A 20,898-nucleotide genomic window follows, 5' to 3' on the forward strand; every position below is an offset into this window, starting at 1 on the left:
AACATAAACATAAACATAAACATAAACATAAACATAAACATAAACATAAACATAAACATAAACATAAACATAAACATAAACATTAGTGCAGGACATGTGAGGTATAGCTATGTATTTAGAATGGAATGTCGCGGTGGATGAGGAGAATCTGATGCTGCGTACTTTTTTGCGAGGGAAATTTGTTTCGAAATTGTTGCTTACTTCGGTGAAATTTTCGGAGGATGGTAAGATTGAAGTGAACGGGAATGAGGAGAATGTGCTTTATCGTGTGAAAGCGGGGGATCGTGTTCGGATTACTTTTCCGAAAGAGCAGGAAAATGAGCGGTTGATTGCGGAATTTGGCGAGTTGCCGATTGTTTTTGAGGATGATTTTATTTTGGTGCTGGATAAGCCGGCGGGGATGACGAGTATTCCGTCGCAGTATCATCCGAGTGGGTCGGTCGCGAATCATTTGAAGGGTCACTATTTGCGGAATAATATTGATTCGGCGATTCATATTGTGACGCGATTGGATAAGGAGACGTCGGGCTTGATGTTGATTGCCAAGACGCGTTATGCGCACGGTCGGCTCAGTACGCTGCATCAGACGGGGCATGTGACGCGTAAATATCAGGCGCTTGTTTCGGGTAATATGGAGACGAGGTCGGGAAGTATTGTGGCGCCAATTGGTCGGAATCCGAATAGCCTCATTGAACGCGCAGTTGTTGCGGACGGAAAATATGCGAAGACAAACTATGACGTTTTGGCGAGCTATCCGACATTCGATCATGTGAAAATTCAACTGGAAACTGGTCGTACGCATCAAATTCGTGTTCATTTTGCGCACGTTGGGCATCCGCTGATTGGCGATAGCATGTATGGCGGTCCGACAGAATTGGTGCAGCGACATGCCCTACATTCCTGTCATCTCGAGTTAATCCACCCATTCACCGAAGAAAAGATGGCTTGGGATAGTGAACTGGCATCAGATTTGGCGGCAATTTTGATAGAGAATAAATAATAACGGTTTTAAAATGGCAAGCATTCGTGTAAAATGAAAATAAGCGCGTAATTTTAAGGAGGAAATGAACAGATGAATTTATCTTTAGAGGGAAAAAACTATGTCGTGATGGGCGTAGCAAATAAAAGAAGTATTGCATGGGCGATTGCTCGTTCATTGAATGAAGCAGGGGCTAATCTGATTTTTACATACGCAGATGATCGTTCGAAGCGTAGTATCGAGGAGCTTGTTGGTTCTTTGAATGAAAACAATCAAAATCCGCTTATCATTGAATGTGACGTGAATAAGGAAGAGGCGATTGTGGCGACTTTTGAAACGATTAAAGCAAAAGTTGGACAAATTTCTGGGATTGCGCATTGTATCGCGTTTGCTAATAAAGACTTTTTGGCGGGCGATTACTTGGAAGTGAACCGTGAAAGTTTCTTGCAAGCGCATGAAGTTAGCGCATACTCATTCACAGCAATTGCGCGTACGGCGAAACATTTGGAGATGTTAACGGACGATGCGAGTTTAGTAACATTGACATACCTTGGCGGCGAGCGTGTTGTGAAAAATTACAACATCATGGGCGTTGCAAAAGCAGCACTGGACGCAAGCGTGAAATATTTAGCGATGGATCTTGGGAAGCACGGCGTTCGTGTTAACGCGATTTCAGCGGGCCCAATCCGCACTGTTTCCGCGCGCGGCGTTGGAAGCTTCAGTGAATCGTTAGCGGTGGTAGAAGAAAAAGCACCATTAAAACGCGCAACACAAGCCGAAGAAGTTGGCGACACAGCCTTATTCCTATTCAGTGGTTTATCTCGTGGCGTGACTGGCGAAATGATTCATGTGGACAGTGGCTATCACATCATCGGATTCTAAAAAAAGATAGAGTTTTGGCCAGATAAATCGGCGACAAGCGTTCGCATTGTTGGGGCTGTTCGAAATGAAATGAGTTACAGCCCCAATATGCATGAGAGCAGAGCGAGCATGTAATCCTTCCCGGCTGTTCGAAATGAAATGAGTTACAGCCCCAATATGCATGAGAGCAGAGCGAGCATGTAATCCTTCCCGACTGTTCGAAATGAAATGAGTTACAGCCCCAATATGCCTATGAGCATCGCGAATAAGGCGGTCATTAAGAAACGACAACAGAAAAAAGCGCCCTGAAAAAATTTTCAAGGCGCTTTTTATTATGCTTTAGCTTGGACAGAAATAGTGTCGTCTTCCAGAATCGCAACGAGTGCCTTTGCTTCTGGTTGTTCAATCATAAAGTCAGCAATCGCGTCCTCTAGTTGCGCTTGAATCGTTCTGCGTAATGGTCTTGCTCCAAAATTAGGATCATAGCCAATCTCGGCAAGTTTTTCTTTCACCGCGGTATCTACTGTCAAATCGATTTCTTGTGGTGCTAGCATGTTGTTTAAATCAGCGAGCATCAAGTCCACGATAACAAGCAGATGTTCTTTATCCAAGCTTTGGAACGTCACGATTGCGTCTAACCGATTCAGAAACTCCGGTTTGAAGTAATCGCCCAGTTTATCAAGGATTTTGGATTCTTTTTTCACCGCTTCGGCAGCAGTTGTTGCAAACCCTACGGAAGCCTCAGATAGCGTCGCACCAGCATTACTTGTCATAATAATCACGGTATCTTTGAAACTCACCGTACGACCTTGACTATCCGTTAAGCGTCCATCCTCTAAAATTTGCAGAAACATGTGCTGCACATCAGGGTGGGCTTTTTCCATTTCGTCGAGTAAAATAATGCTGTACGGATTGCGGCGAACTTTTTCTGTTAATTGGCCAGCTTCTTCATGGCCAACGTAGCCAGGAGGGGAACCAATGAGTTTGGAAACGCTGTGTTTTTCCATGTATTCACTCATATCTAGGCGAATCATCGCATCTTCTGAGCCAAACATTTCAGAGGCAAGTGTCCGACCGAGTTCTGTTTTGCCGACGCCTGTTGGACCGACGAACAGGAAGGAACCGATAGGACGATCTTTTTGCTTCAATCCAACACGGCTACGACGAATCGCTTTCGCTACTTTGGTAACAGCCTCTTCTTGACCGATAACCTTGGATTTCAAATTCGCTTCGAGGTTCTTCATCTTAGATTGCTCATCTTCTTGTAAACGACCAACTGGGATACCAGTTTTTTCTTCGATCAGGGCTTGAATATCAGCCGCATGAATGGTTGGTATATCGGACGGAGTACCTTCTGCTTTGCGTTCTTTCAGCTTCGTAATCTCATCTCGAACCGACGCAGCTTCTTCATAATTTTCATTGCGAAGTGCGGCATCTTTTTGCTCTTCTAATTTAATAATGCGCTCATTAATCGTATTCGGATCGATGTGTTCCAATGTTAAATTATATTTAGAACCAATTTCGTCCATTAAATCGATCGCTTTGTCTGGCAAATGACGATCTTGAATATAGCGATCACTTAGTTTCGCCGCCGCCTCTATCGCATCTTGTGCATAGTGAACGTGATGGAATTCCTCATATTTTGATTGTAAACCAGCTAGAATCGTAAGCGTTTCTTCAATCGTTGGCTCATCGACTAGAACTGGCTGGAACCGACGCTCTAAAGCCGCATCTTTTTCGATTTTGCGGTATTCTTTTAGCGTTGTAGCGCCAATCATTTGAAGTTCTCCACGAGCAAGCGCTGGTTTCAAAATATTTCCGGCGTCCATCGAACCTTCCGCAGAGCCAGCTCCAACAATCGTATGCACTTCATCGATAAACAAAATCGTGTTTTCATCGGCTTGCAATTCGCTAATCAGTTGTTTCATACGCTCTTCGAATTGTCCGCGAATCCCAGTATTGGAAACGAGGGAAGCAACGTCAAGTAAAATTACTTCCTTGTTTTGGAGTTTTGCTGGAACATTTCCAGCGACAATCGCATTGGCTAAACCTTCGACGACCGCCGTTTTACCAACACCAGGTTCCCCGATAAGGACCGGATTATTTTTATTACGCCGATTTAAAATTTCAATCATGCGCTGAATTTCTTCATCACGGCCGATAACAGGATCTAGTTTTGCGTCCCGAGCCATTGCTGTTAAATTCGTACCATATTCATCTAGTAAACCACCACGTCCACCGCCAGCAGTTTGTGTTTTCACGGCCGTTTTGCGCTCAGGCTGTGCATCTTGTTGTCCACCAGCGATATTCGCAAAGAAATTATCCATTTGCGAGTAAAAATCATTTTGGCCGCGAGGTGTTCCGGCAGATGCTCTGAACTGCGCATAACAATCGGGACACAACGGCATCTCCATTTTCTGGCCATTCATGCTCATATATAGTTGAATTGTAGCTTCGTTTTGATTACAATTTTGACATTTCATTTGAAAACCTCCCATAAGTTTTGAGATTAGGTCTGACCTTGACTTTATTTGACCTTATGTCATTATTATACTCTGACCAATATTGACTTTCAAGAAAAATGCTCAAAAAAAGAATTCCGGTTATGGAATTCTCATGATTACTATATTAGTTTCTTCTGCATATCCTTATGCTCGATTCCTGCATCCATGAAGATGTCAGAACACACTTCGTAGCCTAGCTTTTCGTAGAAGGGAATGGCTGTTGTTTGCGCGCCAAGCTTCAATAGAGTGACATTTTGGATGCGTGCTTCTTGCTCGATAGCTTCAATAATACGGCGGCCGCTGCCTATTTTACGAGCAATTTTACGGGCGCAGATGCGTTCTACTTTTCCGTATGCTGGCAATGCGCGGAATCGTCCAGTCGCGAGAGCCGTACCGTCCTCGTCATAATCAACGAACATCACGGTAGAATCCAACGCGTCGAATTCGTCCCATTCTAACGCTGGGTCTACTTTCTGTTCGAGGACAAAAACCTCATTTCGAATGTCAAACGCATCTTGTTTCCCTTTTTTATCTGTTACTTGCTTTACTGCCATGCTTCTTAATCCTCCTTAAACGGTCATATCCTCTGTTTCAAATTGCTCTTTATCTAACATAAATTGTAGCGCTTCTTTGACGAATGGTTGCCAGTACTTCCAGCGATGTTTTCCTTCAAATTCTTGGAAATAATACTCAAAACCGCGCGCTTCTAAAATGCGATGAAGTGCCAAATTGGGCTCTAAGAAATTCGCTACATCATCATCGGTCGTAGGAACTTCTGTCTCTTCACTACCAATCACGTGGAAAATTTTAGTGAGTGCGGGATTAGCTTTATTCGCAAGCTCCATCAACTCGTCCGTCACAAGCGGGGAATGCAAAATCGCGTTGCCGAATGTATGTGGATATTTCAGAGCGGCTTTTAAGGATACGCTGGCACCAAGGGAATCGCCCATTAAGAAACGACTTGCTCCCATATGATATGTCGGGAAATTAGCCTCGATATAAGGCACGAGTTCATGCGCCAAAAAACGAATATAAGCCTCATTTTGCGCTCCATTAGGATGGTACTTCGCCCGCCGATCTTCCACCGATCTGTAAGGAATCCCCACAAAAATAGCTTCTTGAATCTGCTTGTTTTCCGCTAATTCATCAGCGAAACGCGCTAACTTACCAAATTGAAAATAGTCTTTGCCATCTTGTACTAAGAAAAAAGGGTACTTCGAAAGTGGCGAAAACGTTGGCGGTAAATAAATTAATAAGTCCAATTCCTCGTTTAAAACATTACTCCAAATCTTCTGTTCCAACATTTTTGCGTCTGCCATATGTGTAATCCCCCTTCTTTATTCATTGACCGAATTATTAGATAATAACTTGTGAATAAGACAATGCGGTCATATTTCGATAACGTATTTATATTCTACCACAAAATGAAATCAATAGGGAAGCTTTTGCTTAAATAATCAGTTTTTTTTCAAAAGGTTGCGTGTCTTTTTTCAAATAGCACAGAGTTATGATATAATGAACAAATCAAATAATAGAAGAAAAAGGGTGGGAATCGCATGAGTAGTAAGGATATTGATTGGAGCACACTTGGTTTTGAATATATTAAAACGGATTTGCGCTATGTATCTATTTGGGAAAATGGCAAGTGGGATGAAGGGACATTAACAGAAGATAATGTCGTTCATATCGCAGAGGGCTCCACGGCGATTCACTACGGACAACAGTGTTTTGAAGGCTTAAAGGCATACCGCTGTAAGGATGGTTCAATCAATTTATTCCGTCCAGATCAGAATGCGAAACGGATGAAGCGTAGTTGTGATCGTTTATTGATGCCAGAATTTCCTGAGGATCGCTTTATTGAGGCGTGTAAACAGGTTATTGCGGCAAACGAAGACTATATGCCACCATACGGTTCAGGCGGCACGATGTATTTACGCCCTTATTTAATTGGAATTGGCGATAATTTAGGCGTTCGGACGGCACCTAAGTTCATGTTCTCTGTATTTTGTTGCCCAGTTGGACCATATTTCAAAGGTGGTTTAAATCCAACAAACTTCATTATCTCTGAGTACGACCGCGCGGCGCCAAACGGTACCGGAGCTGCAAAAGTTGGTGGTAACTACGCAGCCAGTCTTTACCCAGGAAAAATAGCGAAAGATCGCGAGTTCAGCGATTGTATTTACCTTGATCCTGCGACACACAAAAAAATTGAAGAAGTAGGAGCGGCGAATTTCTTCGGTATTACAAAGGATAATCGCTTTGTGACACCATTCTCGCCATCTATTTTGCCAAGTATTACGAAATATTCATTGCTTTATTTGGCAGAACATCGCTTAGGTATGAAAGCGGAAGAAAGTGATGTCTACATTGATAAATTGGATGAATTTGCAGAGGCTGGGGCATGTGGAACAGCAGCAGTTATTTCTCCGATTGGTGGTATTCAAAACGGGGACGACTTCCATGTGTTCTATAGCGAGACGGAAGTCGGACCGGTGACGAAGAAATTATATGATGAACTTTGTGGTATTCAGTTTGGCGATGTGGAAGCGCCTGAAGGTTGGATTTATAAGGTGAAGTAAGTTAAAAAAGCGATATAAAATCTAACATAAGATTTTGTATCGCTTTTTTTTGATCAGTTTCCTGAAATATGTTTTTTTGGTAAGATGAAGTGAATCGCGTAGCTGAGTAGGCAGCAGGCGAACATGGCCCAGAATACCATGTGGAGACCGCTGTATAGGACATCTCGTAGTGGTTCAATTAGTGATGCGTCCACGTTTCCTGAGGTTTGTGGACTGATAAGTTGATTTAGATTGTCACGATTTACACCCGTTGTAGCGTTCTTAAATCCATTCGCCAAAACCGAGTTAAAAATGGTTCCAAATACCGCGACACCAATCGTTTGGCCGACTGTTCGGAATAGCGTGTTGGAAGCTGTCGCAATTCCGGTTTGATCTTTTCGCACGGCGTCTTGAACGGTAACCGTTGTGGTTGTGAAAATAATTCCAAACCCAAAGCCCATCAAGGCGCTGTCGAGATAGAAATAAAGATCTGGCGTCGTGCTTGGAAATAGCGCCAAGAAAAGTCCGCTGACTGTTGCGATAATAACGCCAAGCCCGACCGTGTGGCGATTCCCAAGCGACATTAGTAGCCGCCCGCCAATAAATGAACCGATAATCCAGCTTACCGATAGCGGCGCAATCATCAGACCGGCAATCATGGCTCCGTGCCCCATCATACCTTGTGCCCACATCGGAATGTACACGTTGATACCAATCAAGAACGCGCTCACGAGAAAGCCAATTAGGTTTCCAATCAGCACAACTGGATTTTTAAAAAGGACGAAAGGCATAATTGGGTCTTGCGCTCGTTTTTCGGCGTAGTAAAAACCGACAAATAATGCAATCGACACGATGAGTAATACGACAACGAGCGGTTCCAGCCAATTCAGTGTTTCGCCTGCGCTTTGCAAAGCGAATAATAGGCTCAAAAGTGCGACGGTGAATAGCGTTGTTCCTAAGTAATCGATTGGCAGTTTGACTCGAACAAGGTGTTCCTTCAAATACATCGAAATCAGGATAATCGTCGCGATTCCAACAGGCACATTGATGAAGAAAATCCAATGCCATGATAGTTGATCGACTAAAAAACCACCAAGTAATGGTCCGAAAACGCCAGCTATTCCCCATGCGGCCCCCATAAAACCAAGCACTTTTGCGCGTTTTTCGAAAGGATAAACATCGGCGATAATCGTCATCGTTGTTGGTAAAATTCCGCCAGCCCCGATACCCTGGATTGCTCTAAAGATAATTAACTGCTCCATCGTTTGCGCAAAACCACAAAGTGAGGAACCGATAATGAAAATAATGGTCGCGATGATAAATATTTTTTTGCGGCCGAATAAATCGGATAACTTTCCGTAAATGGGGACAGTAACGGCCGAAGTAAGCAAATAAATCGAGAAAATCCAGTTCATGAGCTCAATGCCCTCTAAGGCGCTGACAATCGTAGGCATTGCCGTACTAACTATCGTTCCCTCGATCGCAGCCATAAAAGTAGCCACAAAAACAGCAATCGTGACGGCTGTTCTTTTTGTATTCGTTGTTTCCATTTTGATAAAAACTCCTTTCGCACATCGTTAAAATTATAACATAACTCGAAATGAAAAAGCAGGATAGCCGTCATTATTTTGAAAAAGGGGTATAATGGAACGTGAGAAGAGAGTGTGAGGAGGAATAGAAGCATGGCGTTTGAACCAAATACGTTAGAGACGATGGCATTAATCAAGGAATTGACATCGATACCGAGCCCAACTGGGAACACAGAGCAGGTACTGGCCTTCGTCGGAAATTACTTAAAAGAGGCGGGAATTGCGAGCACGCGAAATAATAAAGGGGCGTTACTTGTTAGCATCCCCGGAAAAGATGACACGAAACAGCGGATGTTGACAGCGCACGTGGATACGCTCGGTGCAATGATTAAAGAGGTGAAGTCAGACGGTCGTTTGGCAATTAACCTCATTGGCGGGTACCGTTTTAACGCGATTGAAGGCGAGTATTGTACGATTGAAACGAGCGCCGGCAAGCGTTATACGGGGACTATTTTGATGCACCAGACGTCGGTTCATGTGTATCAAGATGCTGGAACGGCGGCACGTGACGCGAAAAATATCGAAATTCGCTTGGATGCTAAAGTGTTTAACCGTGAAGATGTAGCCCAACTTGGAATCGGTGTTGGCGATTTTGTTTCGCTTGATCCGCGCGTGGAAATTATCAACGAAGAGTTCATTAAATCGCGTCATCTGGACGACAAGGCGAGCGTGGCAATTTTGTTAACGCTTTTGAAAAAATTACAAGAAGACGGCGCAGAGTTACCATATACGACTAATTTCTTGATTTCAAATAACGAAGAAATAGGCTATGGCGGGAATTCGAATATCCCACCAGAAACCATCGAATACCTAGCAATCGACATGGGCGCGCTTGGAGATGGTCAAGCATCCGATGAGTACACCGTTTCAATTTGTGCCAAAGACGGTAGCGGTCCGTACCATTATGGCTTACGCAAAAATTTAATCAAGCTTTGCGAGGAGAATGGCATCGATTATAAAGTCGATATTTATCCATTTTACAGTTCCGACGCAAGCGCTGCAATCAAAGCCGGTTTTGATATCGTGCATGGCTTAATTGGACCAGGAATCGATGCCAGCCATGCCTACGAGCGGACACACCGAGATTCTTTATATCACACAGAGAAATTAGTGTACGCGTATTTATTTTCTGAAATGGTAAAATAGGAGGAGAAGGATATGTCAATTTTTGAATTAGAACAAGAAACACTTCACGGTGAAAAAGTATCATTGGATAAGTATAAAGGCGAGGTTGTCGTTGTCGTTAATACGGCGAGCAAATGTGGCTTTACCCCGCAATACGAGGAATTGGAAAAACTCTATCAAGAATACAAGGATAAAGGATTCACAGTATTAGGATTCCCATCGGACAGCTTTATGAACCAAGAACTCAATACATCCGGTGAAATCGAGGAATTTTGCAAAATTAATTACGGCGTGACCTTCCCACTTTTTGCAAAATCAAAAGTACGTGGCTCCGATATAAACCCCGTATTTGAAATCCTAACGAAGCAGAAAAAAGGCTTACTAGGCGGCGGAATCAAATGGAATTTCACGAAGTTCCTCCTAGACCGCGATGGCAACATAGTAGAACGCTACGCCCCAAAAGCCAGCCCACTTGAAATGAAAGAAAAAATCGAAGCACTTTTATAGTAAATTCCGAGTCGAATCTTCCATGGTTCGGCTTTTTTAGTTGTTTTTTTCTACTGGTTTATTTGTAAAGTGCTCCAAACTTAGCTTGTGATGGTGATTTATATTTGGTAAGATAGTAATGAGGCTATAGTTCTCGTATTGGAATGGAGGTATGATGATGACACTATTTGGATATCCAATCGAGACGGTGTATTTCACAGTGCTGGTGGTTGTCGGGATTATTATTTTAATCGATGTTTTGACAGCGCTTATATTTTCTGTTGGAATAATCAGTTTTGTGTTGGATTTACTACCGATTCCAGGTTCTGTTTTACTTTATTTTCTAGGATTTGCAGCGGCGACGGGATATTGTGGCGAAAGATACACGTCTTTTTCCAGCCTGAGCATTCTGATTGTGGCGGTTGTGGTGGGGATTGCTTTCTCATCAATTCTGTATTTCGGAATTCTTTTGCCACTTTCTAAAAAGAGCGATTCGATTGCGTATGAGACGAAGGATTTAGAAGGTAAAGTTGCAAAAGTGATTACACCTGTTCCAAAAGACGGTTTTGGCGAAGTGATTGTCGAAATGAATGCCGGCAATATTTCCAAAGCTGCCAAGAGTGATGAAAATGAGCCAATCGGACGGGATGAAACGGTGTTGATTATCGATGCCACGGATTCTTTCGTAACGGTTGTGCCGTATGAGCCATTTTTGAAGTAGAGAGAGCCTAGTTTTAAAAACAGAGACGACAAGGAGGAATTACTAAAAATGGATTTACTTACGAGTGGTGTGACAATGATCGTCATTATTGCGGTCGCGATTCTGGTATTGTTTTTGATTGTATTTATTACGAAATACAAGACAGTTGGGCCAGATGAGGCGTTGATTGTTTCAGGGAGTTATTTGGGAAGAAGGAACGTTTTTACAGATGAGGGCGGCAAACGGGTGAAAATTGTGCGTGGTGGCGGTACGTTTGTTATGCCGGTTTTTCAGCAGTCTTCCCCATTAAGTTTACTCTCGAGCAAGCTGGAAGTGCGGACGCCAGAAATCTATACAGAGCAAGGGGTTCCGGTAACGGCAGATGGAACGGCTATCATCAAAATTGGTGGTTCGATTTCGGAAATTGCGACAGCAGCCGAACAATTTCTAGGAAAAACAACGCAGGAGCGCGAAAACGAAGCGATTGAGGTTGTGGAAGGGCATCTGCGTGCGATTCTAGGTTCGATGACCGTGGAAGAAATATATAAAAACCGGGACAAATTTTCCCAAGAGGTGCAGGGCGTTGCGACGCAAGATTTGTCGAAAATGGGACTTATTATCGTCTCGTTTACGTTGAAAGAAGTGCGTGATAACAATGGTTATTTGGACGCATTAGGGAAACCGCGGATTGCGCAAGTGAAGCGTGACGCGGATGTTGCCGAAGCCGAAGCGACAAAAGAAACGCGGATGAAACGTGCGGAGGCGGAGAAAGAAGCGACGCGTGCGGAACTGGAGCGTAAGACAGAAATCGCGGAAGCCGAGAAGCAAAACCAATTGAAAGTTGCGGAATATCGTAGCGAACAAGAAACGGCGAAAGCGATTGCCGATCAGGCGTATGACTTGGAATCGGCACGTTCGAAACAAGAGGTTATCGAGCAACAAATGCAAGTTCAAATCATCGAGCGTGAGAAACAAATTGAGCTAGAAGACCGCGAAATTAAGCGTCGGGAACGTCAATATGACGCCGAAGTGAAGAAAAAAGCAGATGCGGATCGTTACTCGATTGAACAAGCCGCGGCTGCCCGTAAGAGTCAAGAGTACGCAGAGGCAGAGGCAAATCAATACAGAATCGAAACGCTGGCAAAAGCCGAAGCCGAGCAAGTACGTGTACAAGGTATTGCAAAAGCTGATTCAGAACGTGCGCAAGGTACAGCGGCGGCCGAAGTCATTAAACTGCAAGGTCTTGCCGAAGCCGAAGCGAAACGCAAAGTTGCGGAAGCGTATGAGTTGTACGGCCAAGCAGCGATGCTCGACATGATTGTGAGCATGCTTCCTGAGTACGCGAAACAAGTGGCAGCTCCGATGGGGAATATCGATTCGATTACAGTTGTGGACACTGGTAGCAGTGAAAGTGGCGGTGGCGCGAATAAAGTCAGCGGGTATGCAACGAACTTGATGGCGACAGCGCAAGAAAGTTTGAAAGCAACAACTGGCCTTGATATCCGCGAATTGTTGGAGAATTTCTCTGGCAAAGGGAACGTGAAAAGCAGTATTGAAGATTTGACAGATGCTGTGAAGTCGCAGAAACCTGTGGAAGTTGTTGAGGTGGAAACGACGAAGAAGAAGGTAGAAGAAGTTTAGGAAAGATAATGACCAGATGTGGGGATCAAATGGATCTCTGTGTCTGGTTTTTTTGGTACACAAAACGAGTTTTTGTTTAAAATTGAATTCTCATTGTGTTTATGATAGATTTAGAGTATCATGCATAAGAGAGGAACAATATGTTCAGGCTAAAAACATTTGTCATATCTATACTTATCATTATTTTACTGGGTCAAGTTATTTTTTCTAATGAAAGTTTTGCAACGGTTCACTCCAATAAAGAAATAAATCAATTAGACGAAGCTGGAAGTGTGAGTAAATATCACACAGAAGGTATTATGGGAAAAGGAATCAAAATTGCCATTTTAGATACGGGTGTCGATTTAAAGAATGAGGATATTACGTTTAAAAAAGGAATTAATTTCACATCGGGTGAAGCGACTGATTTTGCTGATAGAAATGGGCATGGAACGAAGATTGCGGGGATTATTGGCGCGCGTAAAAATGGTGAGGGACTTATTGGAATCGCGCCGGAATCGGACCTTTATATTTGTAAGGTCGCCAATGATAGTGGAAAAGTTAGCTTTGATGGGCTCATGAAAGGATTAGACTGGGCAGTGGAGCAAGAAGTGGATATTATCAATATTAGCTTGGAGTTTGGAGATGGGGATAAGGCATTAAAGAAGGCGATAGATAAAGCAATGAATCAGCATATTATCGTCATCGCATCGTCTGGAAATATTCGAGCGGAAGGTGATACGTTTAAAGCTTATCCGGGTGCATATCCTGAGGTGATTTCTGTTGGAATGCTGAATCTGCAGGGGGAAATATACGCGGCTGAATTTAAGGAAAAGAAAGTGGATATGTATGCGCCAGGGGAGGATTTGACTAGTACTTACTTCCATAATAAGTTGACGCTCGATACAGGTGTTTCCTATGCTACGGCTTATGCTTCTGGTTTTGCCGCATTGGTTATGGAAGGAAAGCGAGCGGATGGAGATGTGGTTAATCGGGATAGTATTATTAAAACGATGAAAGCGGATTTAAATCAAGGAATTGATGGTGCGCCATGGTATATTTATACTGGTCTTGTTCTTAATATAGCTACGTTCGTCGGACTAATTTTACTAGGAATTTATAGTGTGATTTATTATCGTAAAACGTTACCGAGAGGGTGGCCAGTACGAATGATTTGGTCTATTTTGATTATCATCCTATTGGCGAATATCATCGGAAGGTTAACGGTGTATTTTTTAAGTAAATAGGATTTTTCCCAGATGCGGTGTTCGCTATGTCTGGGCTTTTTTGTCTGCCAAAACGAGTGAAGAAAAATCTGAATTATAGGACGATGTTACAAGTTGTTATCGTTAACGTCAAATTTAGGTTGATTTAAACAGCCCTGCTTGCTTATACTTTAGGTTGAGTAAGCGCTTTCCAATAAAAAGAAAAGGGGTTTGGCATTTGAAAAACATGTGGCGTAAGTATTTAGTCTCCATCATGATTGTGTTGTTTGCTGTACAAAGTTTTAGTTTTGGGATTCAAGGATTTGCGGAAGAGACGGTAGCACCGAAAGCGGACGTGACGCAGCAGGCAGCCTCAGCTAGTACCGTGAATGACAGTGTTTTATCGGATAATAGGGAGAGTAAGACGAAGGTTATTGTGCACTACAACCCGAAAGATCAAGCGAGTAAGCCTTGGCAAATGTGGGTGTGGAACAATGACGGTGTTGCCGGGCATGAGGTTGTTTTCGAGGACACGAATGCTTACGGTGACTATTCGAAAGTCGCAGTCATGGACGTGGATGGCGTGCAATCAGAGCTCGGTTTTCTTATTAAAAACGGTTCTGGTTGGGGCGGCGACCGTGATATTAGTAGCGACCGTTATATTTCCACAAAAGAGGGAATTACAGAGGTTTGGCTGAATTATGGCGAGGAAGAAATTGCGACAAAACCGGCAAATTTAGCGGATTTACCGAGCCATGAGAATTTGGAAGTGACATTTTATTATCATCGCGACGATCAGGATTATAGCAATTGGTTTGTTCACTCGTGGGCGGATGGTGCGACGGGAACGCAGACGGTTCATTTTTCGGATGGACAAACGGATGGTGATTGGCAGTCTGTGAAGGCGACGTTTAACGCTTCCGGTGGGGCGAGTCTATCGAATCTGGGCTTTACTGTTGCGAATAATGCGAACGGGAACTGGGAAAAGGACGGGACGCAGGACGATCGTTTTGTTTACCTGTTTACGGATGATGGCAAAGCGGAGGTTTGGATTGTAAGTGGGGATGCTACTGGGTATCGGAATCCGAATTTTGCGGATGCGACGAAGCAGATAAAGACGGCGAGTTTGACTGGTTTTAAAGAGGTGAGGGTGACGCTGAATCGGGACGCGACGGTGCTTGATTTGATGGCGGACGTGACGCTTACCGAGGATGGGAACGCGGTTGCGATTTCAAATATGAGACGAGACGCGACGAATCCGGCTGTTTTCTATATTGAAACGGCGCAAGATTTGCCGATTCAGGCGGCTTTGACGGTGAAGGCGGATGGATTTGGCGAGAAATTGGTGGATACGACGAGCATTGTTCGAAATCCGGAATTTGATGCGAAATACGCGTATACGGGGACGGAGCCGCTTGGTGCGACGTATAATGCGGAACAAAGTGTGTGGCGACTGTGGGCACCGACGGCAGCGAGCGTGAAGTTGACGACGTATCAGGATAATTTACCGAACAGTCCTGTGGCACAAAGCTATGAAATGACGCCAAAAGCGCAAGGTATCTGGGAATTCAACGCAAAAATTCCTTCTGGAACGGCGTACACGTATGATCTCGTTTTTGCGGATGGGAAGAAAACGGTGTCTCAAGATCCGTATGCAAAAGCTGCGACGGCGAATGGGAATCGTTCGGTTATTTTGGATCCTGCCGTGATGGTTCCTGCAAATTGGGAGACGAACCGGATGCCAGCGTTTACGAACCCGACGGATGCGATTATTTATGAAATGCATATTCGGGACTTCTCGATTGCGAATAAGGATACGGTGAATAAAGGGAAATACTTAGGCGTGATTCAGCCTGGAACAAAGACGGCAACTGGGGACGTAACGGGAATCGATTATTTGAAAAAACTCGGCATTACGCACGTGCAAATTTTGCCAATGTTTGATTATGCGTCTTTAAATGAAGAAAACCATGAAAGCGCTTCGGAGCAGTTGGGCGCGTTGCCTTATAACTGGGGCTACGATCCGAAAAACTATAATGTTCCAGAGGGAAGCTACAGCACCAATCCGTACAATCCTGTAACGCGAATTCAAGAGGCGAAACAGATGGTGCAAGGGCTTCATAGCAACGGTTTACGTGTGATTATGGATGTTGTGTATAATCACGTATTTGACGCAGGGGCTCATTCTTTTGAGAAGACGGTGCCTGGTTATTATTTCCGATATGGTGATGACGGCAAGCTTTCTAATGGAACGGGTGTTGGAAATGATACGGCGTCCGAACGCGCGATGATGCGTAAATATATGGTTGATAGTGTTGCTTATTGGGCGAAGGAATATCATATGGATGGCTTCCGCTTTGATTTAATGGGCATTCATGATGTGGATACGATGAACGCAATTAAGGCCGAACTGAACAAAATTGACCCATCGATTATCGTGCTTGGCGAAGGCTGGGATTTGGGGACGCCGCTTGCAAGTGACGCGAAGGCCAATCAAAAAAATGCCTCCAAAATGCCAGAAATCGCGCATTTCAACGATTCGATTCGCGATGCTATCAAAGGCAGCACGTGGGGTGGGCAAGAGTCAGAGCCTGGTTTTGTGAATGGAGCGGCAGGAAAAGAATCGCTTATTGCGAAAAACTTATTAGCTGGGAGTCTCCGAGATCAAGGACAAGGTATTTATGATTTTGCGAAGCCGATCCAAGTGATTCAGTACGCCGAGGCGCACGATAACCTGACACTTTGGGATAAGCTATCGTATTCAAATCCAAGTGATTCCGAGCAAGATAAAAAGAAAATGCAAAAAATGGCGACGAGTATGGTGCTACTTTCGCAAGGTGTGCCGTTTATTCATGCCGGACAAGAATTTTTCAGGACGAAGGATCGGGATGAGAACAGTTACCAATCTAGTGATGCCATTAACAAACTCGATTGGGATCGTTATGCGGAAAATATCGATTCGGTGCGAGATATCGAAGCCGTTATGCAACTCCGTAATTCTGAACCGCTTTTCCGATTGACGAATTATGCGGATATTAATCAAAAAATGAAGATTATCAAGCAAGATGAGAATATGGTGGCGTATGAGCTAAAAGATGGCGCTACTTCCTATGTGGTCCTTTTTAACGCGAATAAAGCGGAAAAAGAAGTTGCGATTCCAGCGAATAAATATTGGGCGAGAATCGGCGAAACAACGACGGATTTAACAGCGGAGACAAGCACGGTGAAAGTCGGCGCACTATCGACACTTGTGTTGAAAAACGGTGAGGCAACGTTTGATATCGAGGCATCAGCAGGAGCTGGCGGAACTATAACGCCGAGCGGCAAACAGGCATATGCGGTTGGTGAAAAACCGAGTTACAAGGTAGTAGCGGATACCGGATATCGCGTGCAACAAGTGCTAGTGGATGGCAAAGCAGTGACGCTTTCAGGAGAGAGCTATACATTCGAAGCGTTAGCGGCGGGACATACGATAGAGGCGACTTTTGAAGTGATACCGAAGCATAATGAGATTGAGAGTTTAGACAAAATTTCGCTGCCAGTAACAGAACTAATAGCACAACCTGGGCAAAGCGCGAAGGAATTCTACCTCTTACAAAAATTAGCGGCACGTGGCTATTATCAACTGGATGGCGATACGCAACAACATGCTTTGGACGTCGCGTTGACGGTTACGAATCTGGATTGGGAAGCACCAAAAGTTGGCGTTTATGGAGGCATAATCCAGTTTGCTAGCGAAATGCAGAGTAGAGCAGCAGGAACAACAAAGCCGGTTCAGATCACATTAACTACAGCCGCGCCAGCACCAGGCGAAACTGATGTAGTCAAACCACCTGGAAAAGTGGACGGCGGTACACCAATGACACCACCGAAGAAAGATACAAATCAGCAGGTAAATAAGATCGAAGCCAAGCCAGCACAAGAAGTGGTGAAAAAAGAATTACCGGCGACAGGGGACAGCGATGTTTCACTGTGGATTCTTTTGCTAGGTAGCGCTTTTATTATTGGTAGTGTAATATTCATGACCGCCACACGTAGAAAACAGCATCACTAAAATTTGAAATGGAGCTAGGCAAAGTCAGTTTGTACGCCGTTGTCTAGCTCCATTTTCTACATATATTTTTCACCAAAAACTATCTCAAAAACGTCTGGATATGATATACTAAAGAAATGTGAGTATGTCTAGGAGGAATTTTAAAATGGTGCAGGATTTGAAAAAAGAGGTTGCTTCGCGCAAAACTTTTGCAATTATATCTCACCCCGATGCGGGGAAAACAACGATTACGGAGCAATTACTGCTTTTTGGTGGCGCGATACGTTCGGCAGGAACAGTAAAAGGGAAGAAGTCGGGCAAGTTTGCGACAAGTGACTGGATGGAAATTGAGAAACAGCGTGGGATTTCGGTAACGAGTTCTGTGATGCAATTTGATTATGATGGTTCGCGAATTAATATTTTGGATACACCGGGTCACTCGGATTTCAGTGAGGATACGTACAGGACGTTGATGGCGGTCGATAGTGCCGTGATGGTAATCGATAGCGCGAAAGGAATCGAGGCGCAGACCTTGAAACTATTCAAAGTTTGTCGCATGCGCGGTATTCCGATTTTTACCTTTATTAATAAAATGGATCGCCAAGGAAAGGCACCACTTGAGTTGCTTGCTGAATTGGAAGAAGTTTTGGGGATCGAATCGTATCCGATGAACTGGCCAATCGGGATGGGAAAAGAGCTTGGTGGTTTGTACGATCGTTATCACCGCCAAGTCGAACAATATCGTGTGGACGGGGAGGAACGCTTCCTACCACTTGGTGAAAATGGTGATTTAGCAGAACCACATGCCATTCAAAATTCAAGCTATTATGAGCAGGCGCTTGATGAAATTATGTTGTTAGATGAGGCCGGCAATGATTTCAGCGCTGAGCGAATCGCAGCTGGTGAATTGACACCCGTATTTTTCGGTAGTGCCTTAACGAATTTTGGCGTGGAAACATTCTTGAAAACGTATGTAAACTTTGCACCAGCACCACAACCGCGTCAATCGAATGAAGGTGAAGTAGATCCTTACATGGACAAATTCTCTGGATTTATCTTCAAAATTCAAGCAAACATGAATCCAGCCCATCGTGATAGAATAGCGTTTGTGCGCATTTGTTCGGGTGAATTTGAACGTGGTATGTCTGTGAATTTAACGCGGACTGGAAAACCAATCAAGCTTGGTAATTCGACGCAATTCATGGCGGATGATCGCGAAACCGTGAATAGTGCTGTGGCGGGAGACATTATCGGTTTGTATGACACGGGGAATTATCAAATTGGAGACACAATTACAAATGTTAGCAAGACACTTCAATATGAGAAATTACCGCAATTTACACCGGAGTTATTTATGAAAGTCTCCGCAAAAAACGTGATGAAACAAAAACATTTCCACAAAGGCGTCGAGCAGCTTGTACAAGAAGGCGCGATTCAACTTTTCAAAACGTGGCGTATGGAAGACTATATCATTGGCGCGGTTGGTCAACTACAATTTGAGGTATTTGAGCACCGGATGAACAACGAGTATAATTCCGAAATCCGCATGGAGCCAATCGGTTCTAAAATCGCGCGCTGGATTAAAGAAGAAGACGTGGACGAAAAACTTTCTTCTGCACGTAGTATGCTTGTAAAAGACCGTTTTGATAAACCACTGTTCTTATTTGAAAATCAGTTTGCTTTGAACTGGTTTCATGATAAGAATCCAGATATCGAATTAACATCTCTACTATAAGAACACGAAGAGCCCGATTTTTGGGTTCTTTTTTTGTTTTAATAGAAACAAATAAGGGAAAAAGAAAGTCAGATTCAGAAGGGGTGAAATGAATGAAAAAAACGATGTATTTTTTGATGGGCTTGCTACTGTTCGGTGTTTCTTTATTAGGACTAGGAGGACACGAGGCAAAAGCTGCGACGGATTATAGTTCGCAATTTTTTACACAGGTGGAATTACAAAATAAAAATAATGTTGCATCTACGGATTTTAAAGAAAATGATCGTGTGAAAGTCGTGTATAATTGGGATTTGACGCAAGCGGTACATAGCGGTGAAACGATGACAATACCGCTGCCTGCACAGCTCGAATATGTTAGTTTTGCACCGTTTTTATTGAAAGATAATGATGGAAATACAGTAGCGGCGGCTGTCGTTGATTCGATTAATAATAAAATAATCCTGACTTTTAGCACATTTGTCGATACGCACACAGATATTAAAGGTTCGATGTTTTTTTACGCGGATTTTAATAAAGACAACATTGTAACGGATCAAACGAACTCGATTGCTTTTCCTGTTGGTGGTGATTATACAACGCTCGGTGTGATGATTCATAAAGTGACAAGTGGTGGTGGCGGAACAGGTACGCCGACTGTTGTTTTTAAACAAGGCCGAATCGACGCTAAGGATAGTAGTCTGATTAATTGGACAGTCACGCTGAATAATGCACTGGTGGATATCGATAATGCGTATTATACGGACATTATGGGAGCTGGGCAGACGCTGATTGGACCTGTGAAATTGAAATACCGTGATGCTTATAAAAAAGAACTTTATACACGAAATGAGAGTGTCACGCTGAATGCTAATCGTAGTTTTCGCTTAGAGTTGGGCAATCTCCAAGATACTTCGGTCGTCATCACCTACCAGACAAAAATGGCGGGTGGTCAGTTTAGCTATAAAAATACAGCTAAAATCGGCGGTACAAACATCGATGAGCAAACGCGAAACGCGACTGTTAATGACTATTCAGGTGGAGGAGAAGGGGAGGGCAATAATCCGCCACCAGTTGACCCACCAACACCGCCAGAGCCACCAGTAAACCCGCCAGTAACGCCAGACCCAGAAACTGATCCAATCGTTGTGACACCAACAACGCCAGAAGTAAGCACGATGATAGATGGTGATAACGAAATACAAATCTACGTCGTCAAAAAAGGAGATACCCTTCCAAGCATTGCGGAAAAGTTCGAAACAACGGCACAACAATTAAAAATATGGAACAACCTCCCAAGTGACGAAATCAAAGTCGGCCAAAAGCTAATCGTCAAAGTAACCCCGAGAAAAGTAACCGTGACAAGTCAAAATAATGTAAGTGCAACGCCAACAACAACTATGAAAACATTACCGCAAACAGGCGACACAACGAGTGGTGTAGCGGAATTAATTGGCTTACTACTAGCTTTAACATCGGCTGCCTTTTTAACCCGTAAAAAATAACAGAAACCTAGCAGCGAATCTG

General features: G+C 43.7%; 15 protein-coding genes. 11 read left to right on the forward strand and 4 right to left on the reverse strand.

Annotated features, from left to right (window positions below; genetic code table 11):
* The first annotated feature begins 109 nt into the window (after positions 1-109).
* Together HCJ66_RS08145 and fabI are read left to right on the forward strand one after the other, a co-directional pair.
* The gene (locus HCJ66_RS08145) at positions 110-1,000 is read left to right on the forward strand and encodes an RluA family pseudouridine synthase (RefSeq protein WP_187132677.1); all 891 of its coding nucleotides are present in this window, start codon (positions 110-112) and stop codon (positions 998-1,000) included.
* Between the two features lie 72 nt (positions 1,001-1,072).
* The gene (gene fabI / locus HCJ66_RS08150) at positions 1,073-1,861 is read left to right on the forward strand and encodes an enoyl-ACP reductase FabI (protein ID WP_181674983.1); all 789 of its coding nucleotides are present in this window, start codon (positions 1,073-1,075) and stop codon (positions 1,859-1,861) included.
* 311 nt (positions 1,862-2,172) lie between these two features.
* Here fabI and HCJ66_RS08155 read toward each other — a convergent pair whose 3' ends face one another.
* The 3 genes from HCJ66_RS08155 to HCJ66_RS08165 form a co-directional block, all read right to left on the reverse strand.
* Positions 2,173-4,323: an ATP-dependent Clp protease ATP-binding subunit gene (locus HCJ66_RS08155; RefSeq protein ID WP_187132678.1), complete on the reverse strand. Its 2,151-nt coding sequence runs from the start codon at positions 4,321-4,323 to the stop codon at positions 2,173-2,175.
* 140 nt (positions 4,324-4,463) lie between these two features.
* Positions 4,464-4,898, reverse strand: coding sequence for a GNAT family N-acetyltransferase (locus HCJ66_RS08160; protein WP_187132679.1), 435 nt, complete (start codon positions 4,896-4,898; stop codon positions 4,464-4,466).
* Between the two features lie 15 nt (positions 4,899-4,913).
* A complete protein-coding gene (locus HCJ66_RS08165) occupies positions 4,914-5,663 on the reverse strand; it encodes an alpha/beta hydrolase (protein WP_187132680.1) in 750 nt (249 codons plus the stop codon).
* A 237-nt stretch (positions 5,664-5,900) separates the two neighbouring features.
* Here HCJ66_RS08165 and HCJ66_RS08170 point away from each other — a divergent pair, with 237 nt between their 5' ends.
* The gene (locus HCJ66_RS08170) at positions 5,901-6,923 is read left to right on the forward strand and encodes a branched-chain amino acid aminotransferase (protein WP_187132681.1); all 1,023 of its coding nucleotides are present in this window, start codon (positions 5,901-5,903) and stop codon (positions 6,921-6,923) included.
* Between the two features lie 53 nt (positions 6,924-6,976).
* Here the strand turns inward: HCJ66_RS08170 and HCJ66_RS08175 are convergent, their stop codons facing one another.
* On the reverse strand, positions 6,977-8,452 hold the full coding sequence (locus HCJ66_RS08175; RefSeq protein ID WP_187132682.1) for an LM6179_1298 family efflux MFS transporter: 1,476 nt from the start codon (positions 8,450-8,452) through the stop codon (positions 6,977-6,979).
* A 132-nt stretch (positions 8,453-8,584) separates the two neighbouring features.
* On the opposite strand from HCJ66_RS08175, the gene HCJ66_RS08180 reads away from it, so the two are divergent.
* The 8 genes from HCJ66_RS08180 (at position 8,585) to HCJ66_RS08215 (ending at position 20,876) form a co-directional block, all read left to right on the forward strand.
* Positions 8,585-9,637: a M42 family metallopeptidase gene (locus HCJ66_RS08180; protein ID WP_187132683.1), complete on the forward strand. Its 1,053-nt coding sequence runs from the start codon at positions 8,585-8,587 to the stop codon at positions 9,635-9,637.
* A gap of 12 nt (positions 9,638-9,649) precedes the next feature.
* Positions 9,650-10,123: a glutathione peroxidase gene (locus HCJ66_RS08185; protein ID WP_187132684.1), complete on the forward strand. Its 474-nt coding sequence runs from the start codon at positions 9,650-9,652 to the stop codon at positions 10,121-10,123.
* Positions 10,124-10,280: 157 nt separating this feature from the next.
* Positions 10,281-10,823 carry an NfeD family membrane protein gene (locus HCJ66_RS08190; RefSeq protein ID WP_187132685.1) on the forward strand — a complete coding sequence of 181 codons (543 nt, stop codon included), beginning with the start codon at positions 10,281-10,283 and terminating at the stop codon, positions 10,821-10,823.
* A gap of 75 nt (positions 10,824-10,898) precedes the next feature.
* Positions 10,899-12,443, forward strand: a complete 1,545-nt coding sequence (gene floT, locus HCJ66_RS08195; protein WP_425489637.1) for a flotillin lipid rafts scaffold protein FloT — start codon at positions 10,899-10,901, stop codon at positions 12,441-12,443.
* A gap of 140 nt (positions 12,444-12,583) precedes the next feature.
* Positions 12,584-13,669, forward strand: coding sequence for a S8 family serine peptidase (locus HCJ66_RS08200; RefSeq protein WP_187132687.1), 1,086 nt, complete (start codon positions 12,584-12,586; stop codon positions 13,667-13,669).
* 205 nt (positions 13,670-13,874) lie between these two features.
* Positions 13,875-17,681, forward strand: a complete 3,807-nt coding sequence (pulA, locus tag HCJ66_RS08205; RefSeq protein WP_246438618.1) for a type I pullulanase — start codon at positions 13,875-13,877, stop codon at positions 17,679-17,681.
* A gap of 145 nt (positions 17,682-17,826) precedes the next feature.
* Positions 17,827-19,395, forward strand: coding sequence for a peptide chain release factor 3 (locus HCJ66_RS08210; protein ID WP_187132689.1), 1,569 nt, complete (start codon positions 17,827-17,829; stop codon positions 19,393-19,395).
* 92 nt (positions 19,396-19,487) lie between these two features.
* On the forward strand, positions 19,488-20,876 hold the full coding sequence (locus HCJ66_RS08215) for a collagen binding domain-containing protein (protein ID WP_187132690.1): 1,389 nt from the start codon (positions 19,488-19,490) through the stop codon (positions 20,874-20,876).
* The last annotated feature ends 22 nt before the right edge of the window (positions 20,877-20,898 follow it).

The organism is Paenilisteria portnoyi (genome assembly GCF_014322795.1).
Lineage (GTDB): Bacteria > Bacillota > Bacilli > Lactobacillales > Listeriaceae > Listeria_A > Listeria_A portnoyi.